Origin of the sequence: Halomicrobium katesii DSM 19301 (genome assembly GCF_000379085.1) — an archaeon.
Taxonomy (GTDB): domain Archaea; phylum Halobacteriota; class Halobacteria; order Halobacteriales; family Haloarculaceae; genus Halomicrobium; species Halomicrobium katesii.
Window position 1 is genome coordinate 1,387,837 of sequence record NZ_KB905378.1, and the last position, 16,662, is coordinate 1,404,498.

Below are 16,662 nucleotides of genomic sequence, written 5' to 3' on the forward strand. Positions count from 1 at the left end.
CCCGAACGGCGAGCTATGGCTGCTGGCACTGTGACCGTCGCGGGTAGCGCGCTCCTGGTGCTCGCCCTCGGCGTCCTGATCAGGTTCGGTCGCGTGACGACGCTGATCGCGGGCGTCGGCCCCGACGACAGCCCGGACCCGTCGGTGGTCGATCTCGTCGGCACGTACACGATCCTCGTCGGACTCGCTACGGGCGCGATGGCCGTCCTGACCTGGACCGGCGACGCGGGCGATCGGCTCTGGATCGCCTACACCGCAGCGATCGTCGCGAGTGCCGTGGTACTCGTCGGCTGGGTGGACCGCGCGCACCGCGGCATCGGCGGGTAACAGAAAGCATTTCCACCGCAGGATCGTTGCCCCTTTCGAATGGCCTCTCTGGCGTTCCCCGCTCGCTCGCGGCTCCGGACGTGGGTCGAGGAGTACGGCCTGCTCGCGATCGCGCTCTCGTTCGTCGTGCTGGCGGGAGCCGGCGTGGCGCTGTTCGTCGTCGGCGACGAGCAGCTGGCCCGCGAGCTGATCCAGCGCTACGGGCTCGCGGCGCTGCTCGTGATCTTCGTCCTCGAAGGGGCGATGTTGCTGTACTTCGCCCCCAGCGAGGTGCTCGTCCCCGCCGCCATCGGCGCGCTGGCGACGACCGACGGCGGCTACGAGTGGGGTGCGATCGTCGCCATCTTCGTGGTGGCCGTCGTCGGGGCGACAGCGGGCCAGACGACCCTGTTCGTGCTGGCCCAGCGGGGCGGCCGCGAGTGGCTCCTCCAGAAGCCGTGGTTCCGGGTCAGCGAGTCGAAGCTCGACCGCTTCGACGGCTGGTTCGATCGCTGGGGCCACGCCGCCGTCCCCGTCAGCAACGCGCTCCTGTTCACCCGCGGCATGCTGACGGTGCCGGCCGGCGTCGCTGAGATGCGTGTCCGTCGGTTCGCCGCGCTGTCGGCCGTCGGGACGCTGGTCTTCGAGACGTGGCTCGCGGTCTCGTTTTACTACCTCAACGAGGCCGGCCTCCTGTGGTTCCTGTGAGAGACCGGCCGCGTCAGGTCGACGACGAACTGGTCGGCTAACAAAGGTAAAGTGTCTCTGCGCTGGAGGTACGGGCATGAGCAATACGGACCTCGACGACGTGGACAGAGCGATCCTGTACGCGCTGCAGGAAGACGCTCGCGACATGTCCTCGGGCGACATCGCGGAACGAACCGGCACCTCTGACAGCACGGTCCGCAAGCGCATCCAGCGCCTCGAAGGCGACGAGATCATCAAAGGGTACAGCGCCGAGGTGGACTACCAGGAGTCGGGCTATCCGCTCCGAATGTTGCTTTTCTGTACCGCGTCGATCCCGGAGCGGGGCGAGATCGTCCCGGAGATCCTGTCGATCGACGGCGTCGTCTCCGTCCAGGAGCTGGTCACCGGCGAGGAGAACCTCCTCGTGACGGTCGTCGGGGAGTCCGACAGCGACATCACGCCGGTCGCACAGGAGCTGCTCGACATGGGCGTGACGGTCGCCGACGAGGTGCTGGTTCGAAGCCACGAGACGACGCCCTTCGGGGAGTTCGACCCCGAAGACGTCTAACAGAGCACGCGCTCGACGTCCAGCGCGGTCGCGCGCCGGACGACGCTCTCGACGGGGTGACGTGAGCCGGCCAGATTGTCCGAGTCGCCGTCGAGGACGGTCAGGGCCGCCCGCTTGCCGGGCGCGACGACGCCACAGTCGAGGCCCGCGATCTCGGCACCGGCCGTCGTCGCCATCCGCAGTACCTCGCGGGCGCTCACGTCGAACTGCCGGACCGTGTACGCCATCTCTCGGAACATCGACGGCGGGTTCAGCATGACGTTGTCCGTGCCGAGCGCGACGGTCGTGTGATCGAGCAGGTCTCGAATCGGCGGCCGGCCGACGCCGAGGACGGTGTTGGCGCGCGGGCACACCGCCACCGGGACGGACTGCTCGGCGACGCGTTCGAGGTGCTCCCCCGCGGCGTGGACCATGTGGACGAGCAGGTCCGGATCCAGATCGAGCGCGGGGTGGATGTCCGTCTGATCCGGTTCTCCGGCGTGGATGGCGAAGGGGACGCCCCGGTCGGCCGCCGCGTCGCGCTGTGGCCCGAAATCGTCGTCGTTGGCACCGCTAGCTCCGAAGCCGTCGGCCACGTCGAGGACCGACGCGTCTCCGCTCCCGAAGACGAACGGATCGATCGACAGCGGCTCGGCGGCCTCACGGAGCGTCCGCGCGCCCTCTCTCCCGAACTCCCGGAAGTCCAGCGTCGAGGCGGTCCCGGTCCGCTGCATGAACCGAAGCGTTCGGCGCATCGCGGTCACGAGCTCGGCCCGGTCGGCGTCGGCCAGTCGACGGTGCTTCAGGCTGTCGGGCGGTGCGACCGCCGCGTCGAGCGAGAGCCCGACGGCGGCGTCTTTCGCGACCGCGTCACCGAGGTGGGTGTGTGCGTTGACGAACGCCGGCAGGATGATGTCCGTCGACGCCGTGTCGGTCTCCTCGACCGCCTCGATCCGGCCGTCTTCGACGACGACACGGCCCGTAACGGGTTCGAACGACTCACCGACGAGAACGGTTCCCTCTAACGCAGGCATACCCGTGGTGGTGTACAGAGAACGATATGGTTTTCTATATGCGATATTCGAACGATTCGGTAGCGTTATGGGCCAAGGTGGGCAAGCCGACGGCAGCGCGGCGGGGAACGCGAGAGCGGTCTCCGCGGCGGTGACGACGTGTGCGAACCGCGTCGGTCCCGTGCTCGAAGCGTCCGAAAACCATCACGTTCTATAATTCACTTCTTCCAGAACGATCTGGTAGTATAGATAGATTTAATAGACAGTCTGTTCGTATATCTGGGTGAAGATGACCGGTCGCTGTGATCGCGTGTGCCACGCGAGGTCACGGTGATCGGTCGGAGACGGGCCAAACGATGACCGGACAAACGCAGGCGACGACCGTAGGACAGCTACCGACGCCAGACGGCGAGGACTCGCGCGTCGCGGCGACACTGACGCGAGTCGTGTGGTTCCTCTGTGTCGTGAGTGTCGGCGTGTTGGCGCTTGGGCTCCGGGGCGGCGGACCCTGGGAGATCGACGGGCTCGTCGCGGTCGACGGCCTGACCGCCGTGCTGTGGGTGACCGTCACCTTCGTCAGCGGGATCGTCCACAGCTACTCGCGACGCTACATGGCCGGCACCCGGGCGATCGATCGCTTCTTCGGACGCGTGTTCGCGTTCACGCTGATCGTGATGGTCCTGGTTGCCGCCGACGCCCTCGCGCTGTTCGTGGCCGCGTGGCTCGGGATGGGGCTGGTGATGGCCGACCTGATCGGCCACGTCGAGGGGTGGCCACAGGCACGCGCTACCGCCGCGCTCTCGCGCCGGTACTTCCTGGCCAGCACCGGCGCGCTCGCGGTCGCGCTCGGAACGCTGTGGTGGCACACCGGCGCGACGACGGTCTCCGGCGTCGCGTCGGCGCTGGGCGAGGCCTCCGGGACGGTCGTGCTGTTTGCCGCCACCGCGCTCGTGCTGGCGGCGATGATCCAGTCCGCGCTCGTCCCGTTCCACACCTGGCTCGTCGCTTCGATGACGGCACCGACGCCCGCCTCCGCGCTGATGCACGCCGGTTTCGTCAACGCCGGTGGCGTCCTGCTGGTTCGCTTCGCGCCGGTGGTCACCGTCGAGGGGTGGTTCATGCTGGCCGTCGCCGTCGTCGGTGCGACCAGCGCGCTGTCGGGAAAGCTCCTGAAGACTGTCCGCACGGACGTGAAGGGGCAACTCGGCTGTTCGACGGTCGGCCAGATGGGGTTCATGATCATGCAAGCCGGCCTCGGCTTTTTCGGGGCCGCCGTCACGCACCTCGTCTTGCACGGATTCTACAAGGGCTATCAGTTCCTGAGCTCGGGGAGTCAGGTGGCCCACGAGAGCCCGCAGTCGCCGACGGCCACCGATTCGGCGGGACCAGTCGGCGCGGTCGTGATCGCCGCCACCGCGCTGGCCGGTGGCGTCCTGTTCGCCGCCCTCACCGGGAAAGGGACGAAGCTGGACAGCGGGCTGGTGCTCGCGCTGCTGGTCGTGCTGACGGTGCTTCACGCCGCGCGCGACCTCGTCACGCGGTCGGCGCTGCCCGCGTCGGTTCGGTACGGAGCCGTCCCGCTGGTGGCGTTGCCGGCGATCGGGATCTACGGCGTCGTCTACGGGACGATCGAGGGACTGCTGGGCGGACTGCCGGGGGTCGGAGCGACCGCGGAGCTGACGGTGGTCCACGGCCTCGTCGCCGCCGCGTTCGTCGCCACGTACCTCGCGATCGAGCGCGGTGCCTACAAGCACAGCCAGCGCCTCTACGTGATGCTTTTGAACGCCACACAGCCACCGTCCGAGACGCAACTGACCGCTACGGAGGAGTACAATGAGTACTGACGACGCGATCCACGAGAGTATCGAGACGGCAGCACAGACGGTCGGCTCCCGCTGGCCGTTGCACTCGTTCGTGACGGCCAACCCCCTCTCGGGCTTCGAGGACCAGCCCTTCCACGAGGCCGTCGCGGCCGCAGCAGACACGCTGGGCAGCGACGGCTACCCCGACGCCGACGTGTTCCGCCGCGCCTGGGAGGACGGACGGATCGACCCCGATGCCCTCCGGACCACGCTGCGCGAACACGGGTACGAGAGCGAGCCCGAGGCGACGCTCGATCGCATGGCAAACGCGGAAGAGGTCGTCACCGCGGAGACCGCGACGACCGCCAGCGAGCGGGTGGACGCGGTGCTGACCAAGTGGCTGTCGGCGTTCCTCGATCAGGGACAGGCCAAGTGGCCGATGCCGGAACGCGAGGACGGCTTCTACGACGCGTTCCGCGCCGTCGCTCGCCACGACGGCGAGATCCCCGACGCCGAAGCGATCGCCGAGCTTCCGGACTGCCCGCTCGACGCCATCCGAGAGCAGCTCGTGAACGATCCCGTCGGAGAGTGGCCGGACATCTTCGAGTTCCACCTGGCCGCGCTACCGGGCTGGACCGGCCTGCTCAAGCAGCGGGCCGACGAGGGGGACGCCTGGCAGTCCGCGTACCCGATCACGATGGCCGGCTATCTGGCGGTCCGCCTGACGCTGGTCGACCTGTTCGACGCCCCGCGCACGCCCGCGGAGGCAGACGGGGACGACGCCACGGCGGACGGGGCCGTCCCGCTCCCCGAGATCTGGCTGACCGCCTGGGAGGCGACCTACCGCTCGGGGCTCGTCGCGGAGCTTACCGACGCAAGCGAGTCGATCGCGGAGACCGACGAGGGGGACAGACCGGACGCACAGCTCGTCTTCTGTATCGACACCCGCTCGGAGATCATCCGCCGCCACGTCGAGGCCGCCGGCGACTACGAGACCCACGGCTACGCCGGCTTCTTCGGGGTCCCGATGCGCTACGAGGGACACGACTCGGAGGTGGCCGTCGACGCCTGTCCGCCGATCCTCGACCCACAGCACCGCATCGCGGATCGTCCCACGGACGGCGAGGCGTCACGCCACGCCGAGCACGACCGCTGGACGGCGACGCGCGAAGCCGCCGAGAGCGTGATCGGGCGGCTCCGGTCCAACGCCGCGACGGCGTTCAGCTACGTCGAGACCACCGGCGCGGGGTACGGGGCCGCGCTCGCGGCCCGGACGCTGGTCCCCGGACGCGTCCACGACCTGCTCGACGCCGTCGACGATCGCACGCCCGACGACCACGCGGTCTGGGAGCCGGCCGTCGATCACGATCCGGACCACGCCCACGAACTCCCGGCGGGGCTGACGATAGAGGAGAAAGTCGAGTACGCCGCGACGGCGTTCGAACTCATGGGCTGGGAGCAGTTCGCCCGCCTGGTCGTGTTCACCGGCCACGCGAGCCAGACGGCGAACAATCCCTTCGACGCCAGCCTCGACTGCGGTGCCTGTGCCGGCAACCCCGGCGGCCCCAGCGCCCGCGTCCTCGCCGCTCTCTGCAACGACGAGGCCGTCAGAGAACGCCTGCGTGACCGTGGCATCGACGTGCCCGAAGACACCTACTTCCTGGCCGGCGAGCACAACACGACCACCGACGAGATCGAGCTGTACGCGGACGCCGTCCCCGAGACACACGCCGACGATCTCGACGCGCTCCGTGGGGATCTCGAAACCGCGCGTGCCGGTGCGGCCGCCGAGCGCGCCGACGACATGGGCGCGGACGGCGACGCGGGCCGTGATACGCACCGCCGCGCGGCCGACTGGGCAGAGACGCGCCCGGAGTGGGGGCTGGCGGGCAACGCCGGCTTCGTCGTCGGCCCGCGCGAACTCACCGACGGGCTCGATCTGGACGCCCGCGCGTTCCTCCACTCCTACGACTGGACGACCGACGACGAGGGCGACGCGCTCGAAGCCATTCTGACCGGGCCGATGGTCGTCACCCAGTGGATCAACGCCCAGTACTACTTCTCGACGGTCGACAACGCCGTCTTCGGCAGCGGCTCGAAGGTGACTCACAACCCCGTCGGCAACGTCGGCGTCTACCAGGGCAACGGCGGCGACCTGCTGACCGGCCTCCCGCTGCAATCGCTGATGGCTGCCGACGACGAACCGTACCACCAGCCGCTTCGCCTCTCGACGGTCGTCCACGCGCCCGTCGAGCGCGTCACCGACGTGCTCGCCGACAACCCCGAGGTCGCCGAACTGCTGGACAACGACTGGCTCCACCTCACCGTCGTCGACCCCGAGCAGGAGCACTGCGCGTTCCACTACGCCGAGGACCTGGAGTGGACGCCGATCTCGGAGGAGACGACACCGGCACAGGCGACCGCTGGGACGCCCTCGCCGGCCGACGACTGATCCGGTCGACTACTCGGGGCTGTCGACGCGTTGTGCGACCCACTCGGCGGCGGCCTCGACCGCTTCCGGGTCGGTCCCCGACACCTTCACCCGACCGTCCGCGTCCCCGTGTGCGGGATAGCTACCGACCGCCACGTCGAACCGCTCGCGAACGCCCGCGAGCACGTCCTTGAGCGCGCCCTCGGGCGTGACCGTCGGCACGGACTCGGCGACCGCGTCGCCACCGAACTCGTCGGCGACGCTGTCGAACATCGCCTGCAACTCCTCCGGGAAGCCGGGGAAGACGTAGACGTTCTCGACCACGCAGCCGGGGTTGAAGCTGGCCGCCGTCTGGAGCGGGCGGGCGTCTGCGGGAAGCGCCGCAGTCTCCTCGAAGTCCAGGTCGAAGTCGTGTTCCTCGTAGCGCTCGGGGTTCTCCTCGCGGTACTCGCGGGCCTTCTCCTCGACGCGCTCGCGGACGGCGGGCTGGACGGTCATCTCGCGGTCGAAGGCGTCGGCGACCGCTTCGAGCGTCACGTCGTCGGGCGTGTCGCCCAGGCCGCCCGTGACGATCACGGCGTCGAAGGCGTCGGCCCACTCCCGGACGTGGCTGGCGATCAGCGCCCGGTCGTCGGGGATCGTGAGCATCCGCGCGACCGTGACCCCGCGCTCGGTCAGCCGACGGGCCAGCCACCCGGCGTTCGTGTTCTCCGTGTCCCCCGAGAGGATCTCGTCGCCGACGGTGATGAGTGCGACCTGCATCGGGCCGTCGTTAGATCCTCGGGGAGGTAAGTGTTGGCGACGGTTAGGCCGCGCTCTCGGCGGCGATCGCTTCGGCCAGCAGTTCGGTGACGCCGACGATCTCGATGTCGTCCTCGTAGTCGCCGGTCTTGCGGCCGTCCTCGTACATCGTCATGCACATCGGGCAGGCGACGACGAAGCGGTCCACGGCCGCGCCCGCCTCGGTGTCCTCCAGGGCCTCGCGCAGGCGCTCCTCGCTGGGTTTCGCCTCCTCTTCGAGGTCCATCCAGAGGCCGCCCCCGCCCCCGCCACAGCAGAAGGAGTCGTCGCGGTTGCGGGGCATCTCGACGCGGTCGACGCCCGTCGCGTCGATCAGCGCCCGCGGGGCCTCGAACTCGCCGTTGTACCGCCCGAGGTGGCAGGGGTCGTGGTAGGTGACGGTGTCGTCGAGCGTCGCCGGCACGGCCAGTCGCCCGGTCTCGACGAGGTCGGCGACGACCTGCGTGTAGTGGGCCACGTCGTCTCCCTCCCACTCGCAGGCCTCGAACTCGGGGTACTCGTGTTTGAACGTGTTGAACGAGTGGGGGTCCGTACAGACGATCCGGTCGAACTCGCAGTCCTGGATGGCGGCCGCGTTGTCCTCGACGAGCATCTCGTAGAGCCCCTCCTCGCCGACGCGGCGCACGTCGTTGCCGTCGGTCTGCTCGTCCTCGTAGAGGATGCCGTAGGAGGCGTCGCTGGCTTCGAACACGCGGGCCAGCGCCTTGGCGATCTCCTGATTGCGGTCGTCGTAGCTGGGGTAGTCGCCGACGTACCAGCAGTAGTCGACGGGCTCCTCGCGGGCGTCGGGCACGTCGAAATCCAGTTCCTCGGTCCAGTCGGGCCGCTTGCGTTCGGGTTCGCCGAAGGTGTTGCCCTGCTGGAAGACGTTCATCATCGCGTCCTGGACGTGTTCGTCCATCTGGCCCGACTCCGTCAGCCGGCGGTTCATCTCGGTGAAGTGGGTGAGGTGTTCGATCTCGACCGGACAGGCGTCCATGCAGGCCATACAGGCCATACAGGACTCCATCGTCGCGCTGTCGATGACTGACGTGCCGCCATCGGCGATAATGTCGACGGTCTCGCCGCCGCCGTCTCGCCGTTCACGGTACTGTTTCAGGTCGAGGATCACGTCGCGCGGATCGAGCGGGCGGCCAGACTCCTTGGCCGGACACGCCGACGAGCAGCGGCCACACTTCGTGCAGGCGTCCTGGTCGAGCAGCTGTTTCCAGGAGAAGTCGTCGATCTCGCTTGGGCCGATCTCCTCGGGGCTGGCGTCTTCGGGGACGCCGGGGAGGCGCTTGCCGGCCTTCTCGTCGCGAGTGACGACGTTGGCAAAGGACGACAGCATGTGGAACGGCTTGGCGTAGGGGACCCAGGCGACGAAGGCCAGCGCCAGCAGCGAGTGACTCCACCAGACCGCGGGGTAGGCGGCGGTCGCCATCTCGGGGGTGACGCCGGCGGCGGCGAGCCACTCCTTGCCCGCCCAGCCGACGAAACTCCACGTCTCGAAGCTCACGTCCCGGACCGCGCTCGTTCCGAGGATGCGGACCGCTTCGGTGACGTACCCGCCGACACCGAGCAGGAAGAGCGCGCCGAGGAAGTAGTCGTCCTCGCGGGCGGTGTGACGGCCGTGGAGTCGGTCCGTCCGGCGAACGTACCGCCGCCACATCGCGACGCCGACCCCGACGACGAACAACAGTCCCATCGCGTCCATCACGAAGGAATAGGAGAGGTAGAAGGAACCGACGAAGAAGGACTCGCCGGTCAGGGGCCGGTAGAGGTCCATGTCGATGCCCAGAATCGTCGTTCCGATCAACAGCGTCAGGAAGCCCCAGAAGACGAACGTGTGCATCACGCCCGCGACGAGGTCGCGGTCGAACTGCTTGGCGTTGGTCAGCGCGAGGCGCGCGCCCGAGAGGATCCGCGAGGGGAGCGCGTCCAGGCGCGGGAACGGCTCGTCACTCCCGCGAGCGTAGCGTGTCAGACGCTCGTACACGCCGAAGGCGAACACGAGCAACGCCAGCGCCGCGAGGTAGTAGAACACCGCCTTCCCGACCGGTCCGATCTGCCAGAAGGTCGGTCTGGTGGTGGTCTGGAGTGGAACTGTCATGTGCTACCACGAACCGCGAGCCGCTTAAATTTTGCTCCGAACCCGCGCCGTCTTGCGAGAACGAGCCAGGCGTTTTGAGTTGTCGAGCTCGTCGGCGATCGCGGTCTTGCCACGTCGTCGACAGGTATAAACGGCAGAAGGCACACCTATACGGTCCGATGGACGAGAAAACCGAGGCACTCCGTGACATCTTCGTCGACGTAGCGGGCGAGGACACCGTCACCGAGCGCCAGGAGGCCGGCCACGGCTCGCTACTCTCCGACGAAGCGGGCGTCGAGGAGCGCCTGCTCGCCGTGATCGACCGCCTGCGCGAGCGCTTCGAGGTGGACACGCCGCTGTCAGACGAGGCACTCGTCACGGTCGTCCGTCGCTACTACGAGGGCGACGACGACGCGGCCATCGCCGACGCCGTCGACGCCGACACCGACGTGGTCACCCGTGCCCGCATCGACCTCCACCTGCTCCGAGACGAGGACACCGACGCCCCGTTCGACCTGGCGCGACTGCGCGAGGCCGACGCCGCCGAGACCGTCCGCGAGGCGTTCGATCTCACGGAGGCCGAACTGGCACGCTACCGGCGCGTCGTCACCGCCCAGACCCGCGCCCGGCAGGTCAGCGGTCGCTTCCAGAGCGAGTACGAAGACGTGCTCCACGACGCCGGGATCGGGACGGTGTTGACCGACGGCGTCCGTGACGACGGGCTCGGAGAAGCGACCGAAGACATCGGCTCGCTGGAGGAAGACGCGGACGTGGACTTCTAACTGCCCGAGATCGGCGACACCTCGACGTGCCCGTCGGCCCGAACCGTCACGTCGTGGCCCGCGTACGCGAACGTGAGCACGCCGAGCGTCTGGCGACCGCTGAACAGCGCGTCCAGCGCGTCCGGGTCGACGACTTCGTACAGCGGCGGGAGTTCCACCACCGGCTGTCCGGTGTGTGAACTGACCGCTCGGACGATCGCGGTACTTGGCTCCCACTCGTCGTCGATTTCGACACCGTTCCGACGTTCGGTCGCTGCCATGTTTCGCAGATATTCACACTAATTAATAAAAGTTCGTCAGACAGTTCAATGGATTGTACGGACGGGTCGGTGCCCGGACATTGTCTTCGAATTATCATTCAGGCAGACGATCGGCAGTATCAGTCCCCAGCCGCCGACTGCCCGCTTCCCGGCTGCCCCGAGGACAGCGGCGTCCGTTCCACGACGGTCCCGTCGTACGTCGGGTGCTGCTCGACGATCTCACCCTTCTCGACGTCGCCGTCCTCGACCATCTCTTCGAGGAGCCACCAGGCGAGTTCGACGTGCTCCGATTTCACGGCGTAGAACTCCTCGGGCACGCCCAGTTCCTGCAGGCGGTCCTCGCCGACCCAGGTCTTGCCGTAGACGAGCGTGCCGTCGTCGGTGACCTCGTCGAACTCGCGGCCGATGTTGCGGGCCATGCGCTTCATCCGGGAGCGGTGCTGGGCGGCGTCCTTGAAGACGCTCGTGCAGAAGTAGACTCGCTCGTGGTCGCCCATCGTCTCCAGGATCTCGTGGCTGCCTTCGACGGCGCTCATGTGGCCTTCCTTGCGCTCGAAGCCCTCCGCTTGCATCCGGCGGAAGTTCCCGTCGGACATCTCGAACTCGTTGATGTTACAGAAGTCGGCGGCTCCTTCGTCGAGAAAGTCGAGGAACTCCTCTTCGGCGCGGATGCCGGGGATCTCGAAGGCCGGGGTGAGACCTTCCTCGCGGGCGATGTAGAGGATCTCCTCCCACTCGGTGCCGTGGAGGTCGCCCCACTGTTCGAGGGGCGGGTGGAAGCGAATCTCGTCGAGGCCCGCCTCGCTGAGGCGGCGCATGTTCTCGCGCCCGCCCGTGATCCCGGTGTAGAGGTGCGTGTGGTGGTCCTCGCCGAATTCGTCTTTCAGCAGTTCGAGGTAGTGACACGTTCGGTCCAGCGCCTCCTGGGGCTCGCCGCCCGTGATGGAGGTCCCCAGCGCGTCCATCAGTTTCGCCTCGGCGATCACGTCCTCGTCGGACTCGACGGGGCGCTCGTTCGCGTACACCTGATCGACGTTCTTGCGGTTCTCGCCCAGCGGACAGTAGAAGCAATCGCGCTGGTCACAGTAGCCGTAGACGAACATGACCATCTTCCCGCCCTCGGCACACTGTTCACAGCCCTTGGAGATCATTCAGTGCCCGGTCTTGTTCGTCCAGCGGCAAAAAGCGTCCGAAACGCGATCGCAGCGCGTCGGTCTCGTATCCAACCATACCCGCCGTCGACAGCCGTATCTCAGCCGCACCCGTCACCTGATTCTCTCCTTCATGAATTTCTTTGTGTCAGCAAGCATCTTATTGCTATAGTCGGGAATAATATTTCTAGAGTGTAGATAAATATGAGTATTTACTACCAGTTTCGAGTTCTTTTTGTTCTTCTTACTCTAAATAGGGTTTTTTAAGACAGATATTTAGAATTACGCACCCAAAACTGTCGTAGTACTTCTGTATTATCCACCAATCGACACAGCGACCACCGCTATCGAACTATCCACAAATGCACAACTGAATCGTACACGAAGCTGGGGGACAGATCGACCACCGCGGATGTGGTGGAGAACGGTTGAGTGTGACGGCGTCGCGGGCCGCGTTACTCGCTGCGAGCGACGAGTTCGATCTCGACGCCGATGTCGATGGGGAGGCGGGACACTTCCATGGCTGCGCGGGCCGGGTACGGCTCGGACATGTACTCGGCGTACACTTCGTTGACCGCGTCGTAGTTGTCCATGTTGGTGACGTAGACGTTCGTCTTCAGCACGTCGTCGAGCGACGCGTCGGCGGCCTCCAGGATCGTCTCCAGATTTTCGAGGGTCTGTGCGGTCTGCTCTTTGATGTCTTCGGAGACGATCTCGCCGCTCTCGGGGTCGACCGGCCCCTGGCCGGAGACGTAGATGCGGTCGCCGTCCTGCATCGCCTGTGAGAACGGTCCGATCGCGCTCGGTGCGTCGTCCGTATGGATTTCTCGCATACCAGAAGCCAGTCACAACACGACATTGAATCTATCGATCTGGTCTGGTCGGGGGCTCGTCCGCGTGATAGATCTCGTTCTGGAAGGACATCGGCAGGCCACTCGTGAGCCCGCCGTCGACGACGATGTTCTCGCCCGTGATGAAGCCGGACCGCTCCGAGGCCAGGAAGAGCGCGGTGTCGGCGACCTCGTCGGGACGGCCGAACCGACCCAGCGGGTACTGATCGAGCCAGCGATCTCGGGCACTGGTCTCGTCGGCCCGCTCGTCGGTGTTTTCCATCTCCTCCTCGCGGCTCTCGGTCTCGATCGTGCCCGCCGAGAGGACGTTCGACCGGACGCCGTACTGGCCGTAGTGGCTCGCGATGTTGCGCGAGAGCGCCAACAGTCCGCTCTTGGCCTCGGAGTAGCCCGAGAGTCCGATGCCGAACAGTCCGTTGACCGAGCCGACGTGGACCATCGAGCCGCCGCCGGCCGCGGTCATCGCCGGCAGGGCCTCCCGAGCCAGCAGGTACGGTCCCTTCAGGTTGAGTTCGAGCATCCACTCGAAGGTCTCCTCGTCACACTGGTGGAGCAGCTCCGCCGACTCGGCGGCTCCCCCGGCGTTGTTGACGAGCACGCGCAGATCGCCGAACTCCTCGATCGCGACGTCGACGAGATCCCGCACCGCGTCGGGGTCGGTAACGTCACACTCGACGGGGACGACCCGACCGTCGTGTTCCGCCGTGAGCCGTTCGGCGACCGGAGCCACGTCCTCGTAGGATCGCGAGCAGATCGCGACGTCGCCGCCGGCCTCGGCGAAGGTCTCGGCGATCTGCCGCCCGATGCCTCGTGACGCACCGGTCACTATCGCTGGTCGGTCCGCGAGGGACAACTCGATCATATCGATCCGACACACGGTCGCGGGTCCCAAGAAGGTTCCCCCGGGCGGCGAGAATAGAGCGACGACCTGTCGACGACGACAGCTATCGGACGCGGTACTCCTCGACGGTGTCGAGGTCCACGTCGATCCCGAGGCCGGGTTCGTCCGGCACGGTCATCCGGCCCTCCTCGACCGTGAAGGGGTCCGCGATGACGTCGTCTTCCCAGCCGTAGTAGGTCGTGTCCGGCGGGAGGGAGAATCCGGGGAGCCCGTGGACCGCGTGCAAGATTGCGGCCGTCCGGATCCCGAGGTCGAACGCGCAGTGGTGGGTGAAGGGAACGCCGGCGTCCTCGACGATGGCCGCCTGCTGGCGCAGTCCCGCGATACCGCCCGCGGGTGTCAGATCGAGGACCGCCACGTCCATCGCACCGGCCTCGACGAGCGAGCGGAGGTTGTTGGGGATGTACGTGTCCTCGTTGGGAGCGATCGGCTGGCGGAGACGCTGGCGCAGTGTCGCCAGCGAGTCGTGGGCGTTAACGCGGATGGGCTGTTCCATGTACTGCAGGAAGATGCCGGACTCTTCGAGGGCGGCCCCGACGCGGACCGCCTGATCGAGCGACCACCCCTGATTGGGGTCGAGCCGGAACTCCAGTTGCCCGTCGACCTCGTCGTGCATCGCCTGGATGCGGGCCACGTCCTGTTGCCAGTCGCGGCCGGCCTTGGTCTTGAGGACGGAGAAGCCGGCGTCGAGGGCTTCCTGGGCCTTCACGCGAGACTCTTCGGGAGAGAGGATACCCAGGCAGAAGGCGAACTCGACCGCGCGGTCGTCGGCGGCGTCGGCACCGCCAGCGGCGGCGTTCATCGCGGTCGTCTGGTACGGTGCAGTCGCCCCGCCGAGCAGTTCGAAGACGGGCTTGTCGAGCGCCTTACCGGCGATGTCCCAGCAGGCCGTCTCGACGGCGGCGAAGAACAGTTCGATGTTGGTGTACTCGATGAACACCTGTCGGCGGAGCCGTTCGACCTCGAAGGGCGACTGGCCTTCGATCAGCGGGCCGATTCCGTCTTCGATGATCGACTCCGTGGCCGCCGGTGAGAGGAAGGTCCGCATCTCGCCCCAGCCGGCGACGCCCTCGTCGGTGTCCACGCGGACGAGGACACGTTCCATCGATTCGACGCGCCCGTGGTTCGTCACGTACGGGCCAATGCCCAGACGTTCGTCGAGGTCCACCAGCGGTACGTCGACAGTCGTCGCTGTCACGTCGGTGATCTCCATGCTCACGTATGCCAGCGGAGCCACAATGAACGTATCGGCTCTGGCCGGCGAGAGAAGGGGCGGGGTCGTTACTCCTTGACCGCGCCCGCAGTCATGCCCGCGACGATGTACTCTTCGAGGAAGGCAAACAGGACCAACAGCGGCAGGATGCCGATCACTGAGACGGTCAGCATCATCCGCCAGTCGGTCTGGAGTGCCCCGACCATCGAGAACACCCCGCGTGGGATGTTGTACTTCCCCGCGTCGGTGAGGAAGGTGAGCACGAACAGCAGTCGGTTCCACGCGTAGAGGAACGTGTAGGTGATGCTCGCGACCAGCGCGGGCTTGGTCAGCGGGAGCACGATCTTGGTGAGGATCTGTCGCTGGCTGGCCCCGTCGATCCGGGCCGACTCCTCCAGTGATTCGGGAATCGTCTGGAAGTAGCCATACAGCATCCAGACGTTGAACGGCAGCGTGAACGCGGCCGCCGGGATGATCACCGCGAAATACGTGTTGTAGATCCCGAACTGGGTGATGACGTCGAACAGGCCGACGATCAGCACCACCGGCGCGAACATCTGCACGACGAGGACGGCAAGCAGGAACGACCGCTTGCCGACGAAGTCGTTTCGCGCACAGGAGTACGCCGCCGGGATCGCCAGCAGCAGCGTCAGCGCGACGGTCCCCAGCGAAATGAGGAAGCTGTTCCCGATCCACAGCAACACGTCGGTCTGGGCCCAGACCTCGATGTAGGACTGGATTGACGCCTCCGCGGGGAACAGCGTCGCCGGACTGGAGAAGATCTCCGACTCCGGCTTGAACGTACTAGAGAACATCGCGTAGAAGGGGAACATCATGATCCCCAGCAGCGCGATCAACACGCCGTAGAGGCGAACTTTGCGGAGCTGGCTGCGCTCCTGGCCGGCCATCATAGTTCGTCACCTCCGCGGGTGTAGATCCGCAGGTAGATCACGGCAAACACCAGCAGGAACAGGAACCCGACGACGCTGTAGGCCGCGCCCCGGCCGAGGTTCCCGTTTTGCAGCCCGACCTGGTAGATCCAGATCACGAGCGTGGACGTGGTGTTGATCGGCCCGCCGCCGGTCATCGTCCAGATGGTGTCGAAGCTGACGAACGTCCAGATCGTCGACAGCAGCGTCGCGATCAGGATGACGCTCTTGAGCTGTGGGATCGTGATGTAGCGGAACTGCTCCCACTTCTCCGCGCCGTCGATGGCTGCGGCCTCGTACAGCTCCTCGGGGATCGACTGGAGCCCCGCGAGGAAGATGATCGCCATGAACGGCGTCCCGATCCAGATGTCGGCCACGACGACGCCGAGCCAGGCGACTTCCGGGTTGCCGAGGATACCGATCCCCTGGTCGATCACGCCCAGCTTGATCAGGATCGCGTTGAGGTAGCCGTACTGGGGGTGCTCGATCCAGCGGAAGACGACCGCCGAGATCGCGTACGGGATCCCCCACGGAATGAGGAACGCGGTCCGGAAGAACTTCCGACCGCGGATGTCGCCCTTGAGGTGAATCGCGATCAGCAGGCCCAGCAGCGCCTTGCCGGCGACGCCGACCAGCACCCAGCGGCCGGTCTGCCAGAGCAACTGATAGAAGATGTCGCTCTGGAAGATCTCCACGTAGTGCTGGAAGCCGACGTACGTCTCGATCGTCGAGTCCGCCGGTGACTCGTAGAACGACAGCCGGAACGTCTCCAGGATCGGCCACCCGACGACGCTCAGCAGGAAGATCGCGGCCGGCGCGATCAGGAGATACGCCTGCCTGTGCTTCCATAGGTACTGCAGTCCCCGTTCGAAACGGGAGCCGGCCGACGGCTCCGTGTACTCTTCTGCGATTCCCAT

General features: G+C 66.7%; 16 protein-coding genes. 6 read left to right on the plus strand and 10 right to left on the minus strand.

The genetic code is table 11. The annotated features are described in order from the left end of the window. The first annotated feature begins 15 nt into the window (after positions 1 to 15). From HALKA_RS0107440 to HALKA_RS0107450, 3 genes are all read left to right on the plus strand, one after another. Positions 16 to 327: a hypothetical protein gene (locus HALKA_RS0107440; protein ID WP_018257388.1), complete on the plus strand. Its 312-nt coding sequence runs from the start codon at positions 16 to 18 to the stop codon at positions 325 to 327. Positions 328 to 366: 39 nt separating this feature from the next. After that, entirely contained in the window at positions 367 to 1,014 is a 648-nt protein-coding gene (locus HALKA_RS0107445) for a DedA family protein (RefSeq protein ID WP_018257389.1), read from the plus strand. 76 nt (positions 1,015 to 1,090) lie between these two features. Next, positions 1,091 to 1,561: an Lrp/AsnC family transcriptional regulator gene (locus HALKA_RS0107450; protein ID WP_018257390.1), complete on the plus strand. Its 471-nt coding sequence runs from the start codon at positions 1,091 to 1,093 to the stop codon at positions 1,559 to 1,561. Here the strand turns inward: HALKA_RS0107450 and HALKA_RS0107455 are convergent. After that, a complete protein-coding gene (locus HALKA_RS0107455; protein ID WP_018257391.1) occupies positions 1,558 to 2,574 on the minus strand; it encodes an amidohydrolase family protein in 1,017 nt (338 codons plus the stop codon). The genes HALKA_RS0107450 and HALKA_RS0107455 overlap by 4 nt on opposite strands. Positions 2,575 to 2,909: 335 nt before the next feature. Here HALKA_RS0107455 and HALKA_RS0107465 point away from each other — a divergent pair, with 335 nt between their 5' ends. Together HALKA_RS0107465 and HALKA_RS0107470 are read left to right on the plus strand one after the other, a co-directional pair. Then, the gene (locus HALKA_RS0107465) at positions 2,910 to 4,397 is read left to right on the plus strand and encodes a proton-conducting transporter transmembrane domain-containing protein (RefSeq protein ID WP_026190205.1); all 1,488 of its coding nucleotides are present in this window, start codon (positions 2,910 to 2,912) and stop codon (positions 4,395 to 4,397) included. Beyond that, on the plus strand, positions 4,387 to 6,807 hold the full coding sequence (locus HALKA_RS0107470; RefSeq protein ID WP_018257394.1) for a DUF2309 domain-containing protein: 2,421 nt from the start codon (positions 4,387 to 4,389) through the stop codon (positions 6,805 to 6,807). Before HALKA_RS0107465 ends, HALKA_RS0107470 begins: the two co-directional genes overlap by 11 nt. Positions 6,808 to 6,816: 9 nt before the next feature. Here HALKA_RS0107470 and HALKA_RS0107475 read toward each other — a convergent pair whose 3' ends face one another. After that, on the minus strand, positions 6,817 to 7,548 hold the full coding sequence (locus tag HALKA_RS0107475; protein WP_018257395.1) for a competence/damage-inducible protein A: 732 nt from the start codon (positions 7,546 to 7,548) through the stop codon (positions 6,817 to 6,819). 43 nt (positions 7,549 to 7,591) lie between these two features. Further along, positions 7,592 to 9,679 (minus strand): (Fe-S)-binding protein, encoded by a 2,088-nt coding sequence (locus HALKA_RS0107480; RefSeq protein WP_018257396.1) that lies wholly within the window; start codon positions 9,677 to 9,679, stop codon positions 7,592 to 7,594. Between the two features lie 158 nt (positions 9,680 to 9,837). On the opposite strand from HALKA_RS0107480, the gene HALKA_RS0107485 reads away from it, so the two are divergent. Continuing rightward, entirely contained in the window at positions 9,838 to 10,440 is a 603-nt protein-coding gene (locus tag HALKA_RS0107485) for a hypothetical protein (protein ID WP_018257397.1), read from the plus strand. On the opposite strand, the gene HALKA_RS0107490 is transcribed toward HALKA_RS0107485, so the two are convergent. From HALKA_RS0107490 to HALKA_RS0107520, 7 genes are all read right to left on the minus strand, one after another. Then, complete coding sequence (locus tag HALKA_RS0107490; protein WP_015761911.1) at positions 10,437 to 10,700, minus strand: DdfA family disk-determining factor; 264 nt, start codon at positions 10,698 to 10,700, stop codon at positions 10,437 to 10,439. The two genes, HALKA_RS0107485 and HALKA_RS0107490, sit on opposite strands and share 4 nt — an antisense overlap. Positions 10,701 to 10,819: 119 nt before the next feature. Then, the gene (locus tag HALKA_RS0107495; RefSeq protein WP_018257398.1) at positions 10,820 to 11,851 is read right to left on the minus strand and encodes a radical SAM protein; all 1,032 of its coding nucleotides are present in this window, start codon (positions 11,849 to 11,851) and stop codon (positions 10,820 to 10,822) included. Positions 11,852 to 12,306: 455 nt separating this feature from the next. Continuing rightward, a complete protein-coding gene (locus tag HALKA_RS0107500) occupies positions 12,307 to 12,684 on the minus strand; it encodes a Rid family detoxifying hydrolase (protein ID WP_015761915.1) in 378 nt (125 codons plus the stop codon). A 31-nt stretch (positions 12,685 to 12,715) separates the two neighbouring features. Beyond that, positions 12,716 to 13,564 carry an SDR family NAD(P)-dependent oxidoreductase gene (locus HALKA_RS0107505; RefSeq protein ID WP_018257399.1) on the minus strand — a complete coding sequence of 283 codons (849 nt, stop codon included), beginning with the start codon at positions 13,562 to 13,564 and terminating at the stop codon, positions 12,716 to 12,718. An 82-nt stretch (positions 13,565 to 13,646) separates the two neighbouring features. Next, positions 13,647 to 14,816: a mandelate racemase/muconate lactonizing enzyme family protein gene (locus HALKA_RS0107510; protein WP_018257400.1), complete on the minus strand. Its 1,170-nt coding sequence runs from the start codon at positions 14,814 to 14,816 to the stop codon at positions 13,647 to 13,649. 68 nt (positions 14,817 to 14,884) lie between these two features. Then, entirely contained in the window at positions 14,885 to 15,727 is an 843-nt protein-coding gene (locus HALKA_RS0107515) for a carbohydrate ABC transporter permease (protein WP_394324983.1), read from the minus strand. After that, entirely contained in the window at positions 15,724 to 16,662 is a 939-nt protein-coding gene (locus HALKA_RS0107520) for a carbohydrate ABC transporter permease (RefSeq protein WP_018257402.1), read from the minus strand. The genes HALKA_RS0107515 and HALKA_RS0107520 overlap by 4 nt, the downstream gene beginning before the upstream one ends.